The organism is Streptomyces sp. NPDC003635 (assembly GCF_053587635.1).
The window spans coordinates 26,306-38,399 of sequence record NZ_JBSFOK010000064.1 but is presented as its reverse complement, the minus strand read 5'-3'; the positions used below and the strand labels follow the sequence as shown (position 1 = coordinate 38,399).

The window sequence follows — 12,094 nt, the reverse complement described above, 5'->3', positions numbered from 1 at the left end:
TCGGCGTGCCGGGTGCAAGCCCTCGTACTGGATGTACTTGGGCTTGTGCCCGGTGCGGCGAGAGTGCGTGCCGGGCGACGCGACGGGGCGAACGTCGCCTGACGCGGCACTAGGCGCACCACTGCCGCAGCTCCCGCGCGATGTCCTGCACCGACGCCTCGCCGCTCTTGACCAGCCGGGCCAGTTCGCGGACCTGTTCCGGCGTGGTGACGACCTTCTCGCCGCCGGCGACCAGGTAGGCGTAGGCCACGGCGGAGGCGAAGAGGGCGTTGGAGCGCTCCAACGCCGGGACGTGGATGAGGAGTTGCAGCAGGGCGGCGGCTCGGGCGTGCGGGGTGTCGTAGACCGGGACGTCGAAGATCTCGGCGTCGTGGCGGGCCACGGCGGCGATCAGCGCGCCCCAGTCGGTGACCTGAGGGTCGCCCGGGGTGTTCTGTTCGGCGAGCATCAGCAGCCAGGCGAGGTCGATCCGGAGATTGCTCAAGGGATCAACGACGACCTTCGCGCTCCGCGCCGAACTCCTCGGCGAAGACCGACTCGTACTGCTTCATGAAGTCGGCGGCGGCCTCCACGAAGGTGTGGCCGACCTCGCCGGTGTCCTGCCGGACCAGTTCCTCGATGTAGCGGTTGACGCTCATGCCGCGCGCGAGGGCACGTTCGCGGGCCGCGCGGGCGGTGCCCTCGTCGACGCGGACGTTCAGCTGCGTTTTCGCCATACCTAGAAGCTAGCGCTGGCGCGCTAGCAGAGGCAAGCCTCATTCCTGGGGTGGAGAGCGGCTCGAACCCCAGGGGGATATCCGGTGTGCGCCGGATCACACTACGCTCGGGCCCTGACAAGGAAGTCGCGATGTCCACGACCGAGGAGGCAGCCTTGTCCACTGCGGCTCAGGTGAAGGACACCGCCGACCCCATAGCAGCCCGGGCCCGCGGTCTGACCAAGGCGTACGGCTCGGGCGAGACGACGGTGCTGGCACTCGACTCGGTGGACGTGGACATCGCCCGTGGCCGCTTCACCGCGGTCATGGGCCCCTCGGGGTCCGGCAAGTCCACGCTGATGCACTGCCTCGCCGGGCTCGACAACGTCTCGGCGGGCCAGGTGTGGCTGGGCGAGACCGAGATCACCGGCCTGAAAGAACGCGAGCTGACACGGCTGCGCCGGGACCGGATCGGGTTCATGTTCCAGTCGTTCAATCTGATTCCGACGCTGAACGCCGCCGAGAACATCACCCTGCCCATGGACATCGCGGGCAAGAAGCCCGACGAGAAGTGGCTGGACCAGGTCATCGACACCCTCGGTCTGCGCGACCGCCTCAAGCACCGGCCCGCCCAGCTCTCCGGCGGCCAGCAGCAGCGCGTCGCCTGCGCCCGCGCCCTCGCCTCCCGCCCCGAGCTGATCTTCGCCGACGAGCCCACCGGGAACCTGGACTCACGGGCCGGGCTGGAGGTGCTCGGCTTTCTGCGCGACGCCGTCGACCAGCTCGGGCAGACCGTCGTGATGGTCACCCACGACCCGGGCGCCGCCGCCCACTCCGACCTGGTGCTCTTCCTCGGCGACGGACGGATCGTCGACGAGATGCCCCGTCCCACCGCGGAGGCGGTGCTGGAGCGGATGAAACGGTTCGACGTGATCCGGGGCGCCGCCGACGCCCCCGAGGAGGACTGACCTGGTGCTCAAGGCGACGCTGCGCAGCTTCCTCGCCCACAAGGGGCGGCTGCTGCTCTCCGCCCTCGCGGTGATCCTGTCCGTCGCGTTCGTCGCGGGCAGCCTGATCTTCTCGGACACGGTCAGCCGTACCTTCGACCGGCTCTTCGCCTCGACCGCGGCCGATGTCACGGTCAGCCCGAAGGAGGAGCTCGACGAGTCGCTGCCCTCCGGCTTCACCCCCACCCTGCCGGCCTCGCTGGTCGAACGGGCGGCGCAGGTCGAGGGTGCCGAGTCGGCGCGCCTCGACGTGGACGTGGAGGGCATCACCGTCGCCGACGAGAACAACGAGTCCGTCGGGCCGACCACGGGCGCCCCCACCATGGGCACCAACTGGAACCCGACCGACCGCAGCCCGGTCGAACTGACCTCCGGTCACGCACCCGACGGGCCGGACCAGGTGCTGGTCGACGCGGACACCGCCGAAAACAAGGACGTCGCCATCGGCGACACGCTCACCGTGATCGCCGCGCCGGGCTCGTTCAAGGTGAAGGTCGTCGGCATCGCCACGTTCACCACCACCAACCCCGGCGCCGCCCTGGTCTTCTTCGACACCCCGACCGCGCAGACCAGGCTGCTGGGCGACGCGGACGCCGGCACCGGCATCGCCGTCGACGCGGCGGAGGGGGTCAGCGACGCGCAGCTCAAGGAGCGGGTGGCCGCGGCGCTGGGCGCGGGCGACTACGACTTCCGCACGGCCGACGAGCAGGCCGAGTCGGACGTGGAGGAACTGGGCGGCTTCCTCGACATCATCAAGTACGTGATGCTCGGCTTCGCCGGCGTCGCCGTGCTGGTCGGGGTGTTCCTGATCGTCAACACCTTCTCCATGCTGATCGCCCAGCGCACCCGCGAGCTGGGCCTGCTGCGCGCCCTGGGCGCCGACCGGCGCCAGGTGCGGCGCTCGGTCCTCACCGAGGCACTGCTCCTGGGCCTGGTCGGTGCCTCGCTGGGGCTGGCCACCGGGATCGGGCTCGCCGTCGGGCTCATCGAGCTGATGGGCCTGCTCGGCATGAACATCCGCTCCGCCGACATGGTGATCGGCTGGGCGACCCCGGTCTCGGCGTACGTCGTGGGCCTCGGCGTCACCTTCGTCGCGGCCTACCTCCCGGCCCGGCGCGCGGCGGCCGTCTCCCCGATGGCGGCGCTCGCGGACGCGGAGATCGCCGGGGTGGGCAGACCGCTGCGGGTGCGCGCGGTGGTGGGGGCGGTGGTCGGGGCGCTGGGCGCGGCGGCGCTCGTGGGGTGCGTCACCGCTTCGGAGACGTCGTCGTCCGCCTCCCTGCTGGGCCTCGGTGTGCTCCTGACGCTGATCGCAACCGTCATCGTGGGCCCCCTCCTGGTCCGGCCCGTGATCCGGGTCCTGGGCGGGGTGTTCCCCGCGCTGTTCGGCTCGATCGGCCGGATGAGCCAGCGCAACGCCCTGCGCAACCCACGCCGTACGGGCGCCACCGCGGCCGCCCTGATGGTGGGGCTCGCGCTGGTCGGCGGAATGTCGGTGGCGAGCGCGTCGATGACCAAGTCCTTCGACGAACAGATCGACAAGACGCTGGGCGCCGACTTCGTCGTGCAGAACACCAACTTCGTGCCGTTCCCCCGGGAGATCACCGAGAAGGTCGGCGACACCGAGGGCGTGGGCCTGGTGGTGCGCTCCCGGCTCACGACCATCGCGGCGCAGCTGCCCGACGGCGAGCGGGTCGAGACCACCGCGGCGGGCTACGAGCCACGGCTCGACGAGGTCGCCAACATCACGTACGCGCAGGGCGACACGGCCGCCGCGCTGGCCGACGGCAGCATGGCCATGGACCGCGACTTCGCCGAGGAGCACGAAGTGCGGGTCGGCAGCACGATCCCCCTGACCTTCCAGGGCGGGCGCACGGCCGAGCTGAAGGTCGGCGCCCTGACCGACCAGGACTCATCCGACGGCTTCGGCACCCAGGGCGGCATGTACTTCGGCCTGGCCACGCTGGAGCGGTACGCGCCGGGCGGGCAGGAGTCCGCGGTGTACGTCAACGCCGCCTCCGGCACGAGCGCCGACGACCTGCGCGCGAACCTGGAGAAGACCCTCGAGCCCTATCCCCAGGTACAGGTCCGGGACCTCGCCGACTACAAGGAACTCGTGCGCGAACAGATCGCCGTACTGCTCTATCTCGTGTACGCGCTGCTCGGCCTCGCGATCGTCATCGCCGTGCTCGGCGTGGTCAACACCCTCGCCCTGTCGGTCGTGGAGCGGACCCGGGAGATCGGGCTGCTGCGGGCGATCGGTCTGTCCCGGGTCCAGTTGCGCCGGATGATCCGGCTGGAGTCGGTGGTGATCGCGGTGTTCGGCGCGGTGCTGGGTCTCTCCCTCGGTCTGGTGTGGGGCGTGTGCACGCAGCAGGTGCTGGCCCTGCAGGGCATGACGGCGCTGGCGATCCCCTGGGGCACGATCGTGGCGGTGGTGATCGGCTCGGCGGTGGTGGGCATCGTGGCGGCGCTGCTGCCCGCGCTGCGGGCCTCCCGGATGAACGTGCTGGCCGCGATCGCGCACGAGTGACTGTCCGGATGCCGGAATTCCGGTCCTGCGGCGGGTCACCGATGGTGTGATCACCGTATGACCGATCTACGCATCCGGGCCGCCGGGCCCCAGGACCTCGACGCCGTGCTGGCCTTCTGGAAGGCCGCCGCCGAGGGCACGAGCATCAGTGACGACCGCGACGGAGTGGAGCGGCTGGTGAAGCGCGACCCCGAGGCGCTCGTCCTCGCCGAGCGCGACGGGCAACTGGTCGGCACGGTGATCGCCGGTTTCGACGGCTGGCGCTGCCATCTGTACCGGCTCGCCGTCCATCCGGACCACCGCCGCCAGGGCATCGGGACGGCCCTGCTCGCCGCCGCCGAGGAGCGTTTCGTACGCCTGGGAGGCCGGCGAGGGGACGCGATGGTGCTGCAGCGCAACGAGCGGGCGCAGCACGCGTGGCGCGCGGCCGGGTACCTTCCGGAAGAACACTGGCGGCGCTGGGTCAAGCCCCTCACCGCCTGACCTCCTTTGCCCGTCCTTTACTCTTGTGTGACCACTCCCGGTTCTCGTATGAAAGGTGTGTGAGCGTCCGCCCATGGGCGAGCCTCCCAGTACGCGACATCGCGCGCTCCCTCCCACCCTGTCCGATCATGGGACGGAGGTGACCCGATGACCGAAGTGCTCCTGCTGCTGGTGGCGATCCTGCTGTCGCTCGCCTGCGGTGCCTTCGTCGCCGCCGAGTTCTCGCTCACCACCGTCGAGCGCGGCGCGCTGGAACAGGCCGCGGAGCGAGGCGAGCGGGGCGCCTCCGGAGCCCTGAAGGCCGTACGGAATCTGACGTTCCAGCTCTCCGGCGCCCAGCTCGGCATCACCCTCACCAACCTGGTGGTCGGCATGCTCGCCGAGCCGTCCATCGCGCGGCTGCTGGCCGGGCCACTGGAGTCGCTCGGCGCCTCCGCGTCCACGGCGAGTTCGATCGCCCTGGTGATCGGCACCGCGCTGTCCACAGTCGTCCTGATGGTCGTCGGCGAACTCGTGCCGAAGAACTGGGCGATCTCCTCCCCGCTGGCCGTGGCGAAGACGGTGGGCAACGCGCAGCGCTGGTTCAGCGCCGCCTTCCGGCCCTTCATCACGCACCTGAACAACACGGCGAACCGGATCGTGCGCCGCCTCGGCGTGGAGCCCACCGAGGAGCTGGCCGCCGCGCGCGGGCCGCAGGAGCTGGCCGCCCTCGCGCGGCACTCCGCCAAGGAGGGCGCGCTGGAGGCGGACACCGCCGAGCTGTTCGTACGCACCCTGAACCTCGCCGACCTCACGGCGGAGAACGTGATGACCCCCCGCGTGCAGGTCATCGCCCTGGAGGCGTCGGCGACCTGCGAGGACGTGGCCAACGCCACCCGCGCGACCGGTCTGTCCCGGTTCCCCGTCTACCACGGCACCCTCGACGCGGTCGTGGGCACCGCGCACATCAAGGACGTCCTCGCCATACCGGCGGAGCGCCGGCCGCGGGTCCGGGTCGCGGACCTGATGCGCGAGCCGCTGCTCGTCCCGGAGACCCTCACCGTCGACCGGCTGCTGGACCGGCTCTCCGGCAAACGCACCATGGCCGTCGTCATCGACGAGTACGGCGGTACGGCGGGCGTGGCCACGCTGGAGGACATCGTCGAGGAGGTCGTCGGCGAGGTGCGCGACGAGCACGACCCGCACGAGACGCCCGACCTCGCCCCCGCCGGCAGCGACGACTCCGGCCGGAGTCTGTTCTCGGCCGACGGCTCGGCGCGCGTCGACCAGCTCGCGCGCGTGGGCCTCAAGGCGCCCGAGGGGCCGTACGAGACGCTGGCCGGGCTCGTGGCCACCGAACTGGGCCGGATCCCCGAGGTCGGGGACCGCGTCCAGGTCGCCGGGTGGCGGCTGGACGTCACGGACGCCTCCGGGCGCCGGGCGGCGCGGGTGCTGATGCACGCGCCACGGGCCGACGAGCTCGACCACACGACCGACGGCATGTCCGACGGCACGTCCGACCACCGGGGGGAGACGCTGTGACCGCGATCCAGTTGCTGATCGGTTTCGCGACCCTCGTCGTCAACGCCTTCTTCGTGGGCGCCGAGTTCGCGCTGATCTCGGTGCGCCGCAGCCAGATCGAGCCGTACGCCGACCAGGGCGACCGGCGCGCGAAGAGCGTGCTGTGGGGCCTGCAGCACGTGTCCGCGCTGATGGCCGCGGCGCAGCTCGGCATCACGCTGTGCACCCTGGTCCTGGGTGTGGTCGCCGAACCGGCCATCGAGCATCTGCTGGAACCGGTGTTCCACGCCCTGGGCGTGCCGGAGGGCGCGGGGCACGCGGTGTCCTTCGTGATCGCGCTGGCCCTGGCGACGTATCTGCACATGCTGCTCGGCGAGATGGTGCCCAAGAACATCGCGCTGGCGGAGCCGGTGCGCAGCGCTCTGCTGCTCGGGCCGCCCCTGGTGGCCCTGTCCCGCGGACTGCGCCCGGTGATCTTCACCATCAACGCCTTCGCGAACACCCTCCTCAAGCTGCTCCGTGTGGAGACCAAGGACGAGGTCACCGCGACCTTCTCGGACGCGGAACTGGCCCGTCTGGTGAGGGACTCCGGCGAGGCGGGGCTGATCGACGAGCGGGCCCGGGAGCGGCTGCACGACGCCCTGGAACTGGGCCGCCGACCCGTCCGTGACGTGGTGCTCCCGCTGGAACGCGTCGTCTACGCGCGCGTGGGCGTCACGCCGGAGGAGCTGGAGGGCCTGTCCGCCGAGTCCGGGTTCTCCCGCTTCCCGGTGGTGGACGAGGGCCGTCGGATCGTCGGCTACCTCCATGTGAAGGACGCCCTGGACGCCTCGCCCCGGGATCTGCCCTTCCGGGTGCCGGACATGCGGCCCATCGCGCGCGTCCGCGAGAGCACCCCGCTCGACGACGTGCTCACTCGGATGCGGGGCAGCAGGACGCACCTCGCGGCGGTGCTCGGGGACGACGGACGTCTTTCGGGTCTGGTGACCATGGAGGACGTACTGCGGGAGCTGTTCGGACAGCGGGCGTGAGGCCCGGGGGCCCTTGAAGGGAGGCCCTTGAAGGAAGGCCCCGGGGGCCCTTGGAGGAGGGCCCCCGCCCGACCGACCGACGGGTATGCGCCTCGGGATACCATCTCTCTCGCTATGCAGACGAACCCCGCACACACCAGCCTGGTCGCCGTCGGCGACTCCTTCACCGAAGGCATGTCGGACCTGCTCCCGGATGGTTCCTACCGGGGGTGGGCCGACGTCCTCGCCACGCGGATGGCCGCCCGGACGCCCGGCTTCCGGTACGCCAATCTCGCGGTGCGGGGCAAGCTGATCGGGCAGATAGTCGAGGAGCAGGTCCCGGTGGCGGCGGCCATGCGCGCCGACGTGGTGACGCTGGTCGGCGGCCTCAACGACACCCTGCGGCCCAAGTGCGACATGGGCCGGGTGCGCGGGCTGCTGGAGGAGGCGGTGGAACGCCTCGCGCCCTCCTGCAAGCAGCTGGTGCTGATGCGCAGCCCCGGCCGCCAGGGCCCGGTGCTGGAACGGTTCCGGCCGCGCATGGAGGAACTGTTCGCCTGCGTCGACGAGCTGGCCGCGCGGCACGGCGCCGTCGTCGTCGACCTGTACGGCGCCCCCTCGCTCGCCGACCCGCGACTGTGGGACGTGGACCGGCTGCACCTGTCCGCCGAGGGCCACCGCCGGGTGGCCGAGGCGGTGTGGCAGACGCTCGGCTACGAGCCGGAGGACCCGGAGTGGCACGTCCCGCTGCCGGTCTCCCTGCCGCCGGGCTGGGTCGACCGCCGGGTCGCGGACGTACGCTTCGCCCGGCAGCACCTGCTGCCGTGGATCGGCCGGCGCCTGACCGGGCGCTCCTCGGGCGACGGCCTGCCGGCCAAGCGGCCCGATCTGCTGCCGTACGACGCGTGACGCCCGTCTCAAGCCGCCCCGCGGGCGGTGATGGGCTGAGGGGTGCGCGCCAGGGCGTACCCCTTGCCTCGCCCTGAGGCCCTTCGCTCCTCACCGCGCCGATGCCGGCCCGGTGCGCGTCAGAATCCCCGGTCAGTTACGTCAGTGATCTTCACGGACACCTTCGTGCTCGACGAAGCGGTGCTGATCACAGATGGTCTGAAGTTCAGGCTCGTCTGTTCGGATAGTTCAGCCGTCTCGATGACGGGACCGGACTCGTCGCCGCGGATCTCATAGGTGATCTCGTACACCGCATCCGGATCGATGTTCGTGCTGTCGACCATGAGAGTGAGGTTCGGCTCGACGGTCATGCTGCAGCCAGCCGACCCGAAGCACTGCCTCTTCGTGGTGCGCAGCGTGATGTCGAAGCTGTTGGCGTCGATCTCGGTGTAGGTCGGCGTGGGGGTCGGCTCCTCAGAGGCAGCGACGACGCCCTGATCCGGGGTGCTCGATGCGGCGACCGTTCCCGCAGTGGACTTGCTGTCGTCGTCGAGGGAGTTGACGACGAACACGCCCGTGCCAATGACTGCGGCGATGACAGCGGATGCTGAGCCGATGATGACCCAGTTGCGGGGCTTCTTCGAATCGTGAGGCGATGGCGTGAACGGGAGTGGCGGAGTGTCAGGCATGGGTGGTGGCGTGTCGTTGCTCATATGGCCCCCTGAGGTTTTGATGCGCGGATAGGCATCATGCGTGGCGATGTGCTCCGCGTGAGCGCAGTGTGTCTGTGTTGTGACCTTGAGTAGGCGCAGGCCCGATTACTCTCCCGTCGGCGCTGGCGTGCCACGCGTGTCAGCCGAGGCCCAAAGCCGCCCGCCCTTTTGCCCCTGGGGTGCTGAGGGCGGACGGGCGGTCTGAACGGCCGCCCTGTCCTGCTCGCCGTCGGGCGACCGCTCTTCCTTCCGGACAACCGGCCGGAGGGACCCAGGGTGCGGTCGCCCCTGACGGGGGCGGCAAGGGCGACCGCGGGCCCGCCGCCAGCTTGGCGCTCGACGAGCCAGCCAACGGGAGATCAGTCCTGCCACTCGAAGCCGTGCGAGGCCGGCGGCGACTCCCGGCCGCGGAAGTAGTTCACGTGGTCCCGGCCGGAGTGCGGGCGGCGGGTGCAATGCACTCCCGACTCAGGGTGCTCCATCCAGCAGTAGCCCCCGGCCCGGCCCGCCGACTCTGCCGCCCGCAGCCGCCGATCTGCCGTGGTCTCGCGGGTCTCGACGGGCGTCACGGGCGGCCGTCCAGCGGCGTGAAGGCGTGCGCCTGGCGGCACGGCGCGCACGCGAACCGGTTGAGGAACGTGCCCGGACCCGAGCCCGCATCCTGCACCGTGACCAGCCGCACGCCATGCACGTACTCCTGGTGCCACGCGCACCAGCCGAAGTCCTGGTCCGTCGGGGGCGTCTCGATCGTCATGATGCCTCCGAGGGGCGTCGGTACCCGGCCGGCCCGAATACGGCGGCCAGCACGGTGGGATCGGTGAGGAGGCCTGACCCGTCTGGCCGGGACAGCCAGAAGCGGCCCTCGACCTGCTGGCCGGTCGGCGGGCAGTGCAGCAGCCATCCAGCCGGACGGACCGTCGTATACCGCAGGTCGGCGAGCTCCTCGGCCGCGTCGCGCGGGACCAGCCACCAGGTCCTATCCGAGGCGGGGTCGGCCAGGACGGGGCCGCGTTGCTGCGCACGGATGCGGCTGAGCGCCGGCATGCCGAAGACGAGTTGCGTCTCCGCGACGAGCCACCCGTGGCCCGAGGCTATGGGGGCCAGGAGTTCGTCATCCCACGCCGCCTGTACGAGGCCCGGGTGCGCGGAGCAGTCGGCGAGCCACGCGTCCCCGGCCTCGTACACCGCGGCGAACCGCATCTTCAAGGGGGCCATGACCAGCACGCTATGCAGGGCGATTGCAGGGCAGTGAGCCGATTGCGACCGATTGCGCAGGCAGGTCGGAGACTTGCGGCTGATTGCCTATTCGAGGTCGAGAGACGCTCGTGCACGGCCGATCAGTCGGCGGGCCGGGGGGCCGTACTCCGCGGCTTCAGCGAGCCACTCCCACGCCCTCTCGTACAGGCCGATGTCCTCGTCTCCGGTCAGCCACAGCTCTTCGCTGATGGTCTCGACGATGACGAGCCGCTGGTCGTAGATCCAGAAGGCGTGCGGCGCGGTACGCCGCAGCTGCGCCCCGAAGGGTAGGACACCGAGTTCGATACGGCGCTGGCCGACGAGGTTGTACAGCCGGTCCAGCTGCTCAGCCATCACCTCTACGGGGCACGAGCGGTGGTACAGGGCCGCCTCGCACACCAGGAACCGGAACGACTTCTTCGGGTCGTACAGGGACTCCTGGCGGCGCATGCGGGCCTCGACCGCGGCTTCGGTCGTGGGCGAGATCCCACGGAACTCGGCGTTTGCCTCGAAGATCGCCCGCGCGTACTCCGGCGTCTGGAACAGCCCCGGAATCCTCGACACTTCCAGGCCGCGGATCGTCTTCGTGTTCTCCGTCTGCCGTATCGCGATCTCCTGGCGGCCGCGGTGACCACCGGCCAACTGCCGCCGCCAGGAACGGTGCCGCTGCTTCATGTCCAGCCCCGCGAGCAGCCCGTGCAGTTCGGCCTCGACGTCCGGCCGGCCTATCGCGCGAGCCCAACCGGTGAGGTCCTCACGGGTGGGCGTCTGCTTGCCGTTCTGGAGGCGGCTCACCTTCGAGGGCTGCCAGCCGAGTGCGGCGGCAAGCTCCTTTCCTTCCAGGCCGGTCTCGGCGCGCAGCTCGCGCAGGCGCGCGCCGAGGGCCTCACGCGCGGTCTGGAAGTCGCTGCTCACACAGTGGAACGTACCCGCTCGGCGTAGTCCGCAGTAGGCGCAGCGTAATGCCAGGCGGCGTCCCGGGCCTGGCAGGCAGCGACGACCTCGGCGGGGTCTTCGGTGACGTACACGCCGAGGGTGGTGTCGTCCTCGTCGAACGCGAACCGCGCGAGGACCTTCGAGTCGAACAGCCAGAAGTCGAAGTCCGGCAGCCGCAGCCGCTCGGCCTGCCCGCGGGCAAGGTTGCGAATGTCCTCCCCCGCGGCGACGTTGCTGGGCGAGCGGGCGAGGAGGAACTGCTGTCCCGGGGTGGCGGGTTCGTCAAGGATCCGGACGCGCTCGAACCGCTTGCCCGCGGCGGTCTGCTCGGCCACGTTCTGGCGCCAGGCGTTGGCTGGCTCGGCGGTCACGTCCTCACCGGCAAGGAACCGCGGCCACAGCGGCGAGTTGCGGTCCGACGCGTAGCCACGGCGTGTCTCCAGCCGCCAGGCCGTGTGCCGGAACTCACGAAAGAGGTGGCTGATTTCGGCGAAGGGCACCAGCTCGGGCGCTGCGGCGTGCGGGGCGTAGCGGGTGAGCAGCGAGCGCGGCACCCGCACGAACGTCTCGGATGGCTTGACGTCGCGCAGCTGCACGAGGTGCTTGGGGTCGGTCTCCCGCTCGCCCTGTACGAGGATCTCGCTGCTGCCCTCGATCTCGTACAGGGTAGGACAGTCGCCGTCGTCACTGGTCGTGCCGAGGAACCTGAGCGCCATGTTTCCTCCGTCGCCTGGTGGTTGTGCGTCCAGGATGCGGGGTGGTTACGCGGCGCCGCTGGCCGATTGCAGCTGATTGCTGGCCGAGGGCGGCAGCTTCGGATTGCCCGCAATAGGCCCAACGGGGGTTCTCAGCGCTCGGCCGGCCGCGTGTGCGAGCGGCTGGGCACTGATCGCACGGCCGATGTTCTGGACCACATGAAGGCGCGTGTTCGGGAGCACGGCACGGAGGAGGACCAGGCGGATCTCCAGAGGGCCGAGGAGGAAGTCGCCCAACGCAGGGCCCGCAAAGGCGGCCGGCCAAGGGTGGAGCCCGCGATCGACATCTGAGGGCCGGGCGGGCGCCGTCTCACACTCGTCTCACAAACCGGCACGCA

At 70.8% G+C, this 12,094-nt stretch carries 15 protein-coding genes; 7 read left to right on the top strand and 8 right to left on the bottom strand.

The features are described 5' to 3' along the window. Positions 1-109: 109 nt before the first annotated feature. Together ACWDRW_RS36660 and ACWDRW_RS36655 are read right to left on the bottom strand one after the other, a co-directional pair. Positions 110-484: a fic family toxin-antitoxin system, toxin component gene (locus ACWDRW_RS36660; protein ID WP_451731704.1), complete on the bottom strand. Its 375-nt coding sequence runs from the start codon at positions 482-484 to the stop codon at positions 110-112. 4 nt (positions 485-488) lie between these two features. After that, positions 489-716, bottom strand: a complete 228-nt coding sequence (locus ACWDRW_RS36655; RefSeq protein WP_186282588.1) for an antitoxin — start codon at positions 714-716, stop codon at positions 489-491. Positions 717-847: 131 nt separating this feature from the next. Here ACWDRW_RS36655 and ACWDRW_RS36650 point away from each other — a divergent pair, with 131 nt between their 5' ends. The 6 genes from ACWDRW_RS36650 to ACWDRW_RS36625 all read left to right on the top strand — a co-directional run bounded on the left by ACWDRW_RS36650 (position 848) and on the right by ACWDRW_RS36625 (position 8,137). Continuing rightward, positions 848-1,663, top strand: a complete 816-nt coding sequence (locus ACWDRW_RS36650; RefSeq protein ID WP_451731701.1) for an ABC transporter ATP-binding protein — start codon at positions 848-850, stop codon at positions 1,661-1,663. A 4-nt stretch (positions 1,664-1,667) separates the two neighbouring features. Further along, a complete protein-coding gene (locus tag ACWDRW_RS36645; protein WP_451731698.1) occupies positions 1,668-4,235 on the top strand; it encodes an ABC transporter permease in 2,568 nt (855 codons plus the stop codon). Positions 4,236-4,292: 57 nt separating this feature from the next. Then, a complete protein-coding gene (locus ACWDRW_RS36640; RefSeq protein WP_451731696.1) occupies positions 4,293-4,718 on the top strand; it encodes a GNAT family N-acetyltransferase in 426 nt (141 codons plus the stop codon). 147 nt (positions 4,719-4,865) lie between these two features. Beyond that, the gene (locus tag ACWDRW_RS36635; RefSeq protein ID WP_451731693.1) at positions 4,866-6,239 is read left to right on the top strand and encodes a hemolysin family protein; all 1,374 of its coding nucleotides are present in this window, start codon (positions 4,866-4,868) and stop codon (positions 6,237-6,239) included. After that, positions 6,236-7,249, top strand: a complete 1,014-nt coding sequence (locus tag ACWDRW_RS36630) for a hemolysin family protein (protein ID WP_451731691.1) — start codon at positions 6,236-6,238, stop codon at positions 7,247-7,249. Before ACWDRW_RS36635 ends, ACWDRW_RS36630 begins: the two co-directional genes overlap by 4 nt. Before the next feature lie 114 nt (positions 7,250-7,363). Further along, positions 7,364-8,137, top strand: a complete 774-nt coding sequence (locus tag ACWDRW_RS36625) for an SGNH/GDSL hydrolase family protein (protein ID WP_451731688.1) — start codon at positions 7,364-7,366, stop codon at positions 8,135-8,137. A 119-nt stretch (positions 8,138-8,256) separates the two neighbouring features. Here the strand turns inward: ACWDRW_RS36625 and ACWDRW_RS36620 are convergent, their stop codons facing one another. The 6 genes from ACWDRW_RS36620 to ACWDRW_RS36595 all read right to left on the bottom strand — a co-directional run bounded on the left by ACWDRW_RS36620 (position 8,257) and on the right by ACWDRW_RS36595 (position 11,717). Beyond that, complete coding sequence (locus ACWDRW_RS36620) at positions 8,257-8,829, bottom strand: hypothetical protein (protein ID WP_451731686.1); 573 nt, start codon at positions 8,827-8,829, stop codon at positions 8,257-8,259. 359 nt (positions 8,830-9,188) lie between these two features. After that, a complete protein-coding gene (locus ACWDRW_RS36615; protein WP_451731683.1) occupies positions 9,189-9,398 on the bottom strand; it encodes a hypothetical protein in 210 nt (69 codons plus the stop codon). Beyond that, positions 9,395-9,583, bottom strand: a complete 189-nt coding sequence (locus tag ACWDRW_RS36610; RefSeq protein ID WP_451731680.1) for a hypothetical protein — start codon at positions 9,581-9,583, stop codon at positions 9,395-9,397. The genes ACWDRW_RS36615 and ACWDRW_RS36610 overlap by 4 nt, the downstream gene beginning before the upstream one ends. Further along, the gene (locus tag ACWDRW_RS36605; protein WP_451731678.1) at positions 9,580-10,044 is read right to left on the bottom strand and encodes a hypothetical protein; all 465 of its coding nucleotides are present in this window, start codon (positions 10,042-10,044) and stop codon (positions 9,580-9,582) included. Before ACWDRW_RS36605 ends, ACWDRW_RS36610 begins: the two co-directional genes overlap by 4 nt. Before the next feature lie 87 nt (positions 10,045-10,131). After that, complete coding sequence (locus tag ACWDRW_RS36600; RefSeq protein ID WP_451731676.1) at positions 10,132-10,980, bottom strand: helix-turn-helix domain-containing protein; 849 nt, start codon at positions 10,978-10,980, stop codon at positions 10,132-10,134. Beyond that, positions 10,977-11,717, bottom strand: a complete 741-nt coding sequence (locus ACWDRW_RS36595) for a DUF6879 family protein (RefSeq protein ID WP_451731673.1) — start codon at positions 11,715-11,717, stop codon at positions 10,977-10,979. Before ACWDRW_RS36595 ends, ACWDRW_RS36600 begins: the two co-directional genes overlap by 4 nt. 198 nt (positions 11,718-11,915) lie before the next feature. Between ACWDRW_RS36595 and ACWDRW_RS36590 the strand changes: the two genes are divergently transcribed. Next, complete coding sequence (locus tag ACWDRW_RS36590) at positions 11,916-12,047, top strand: hypothetical protein (RefSeq protein ID WP_451731670.1); 132 nt, start codon at positions 11,916-11,918, stop codon at positions 12,045-12,047. Positions 12,048-12,094 lie beyond the last annotated feature (47 nt).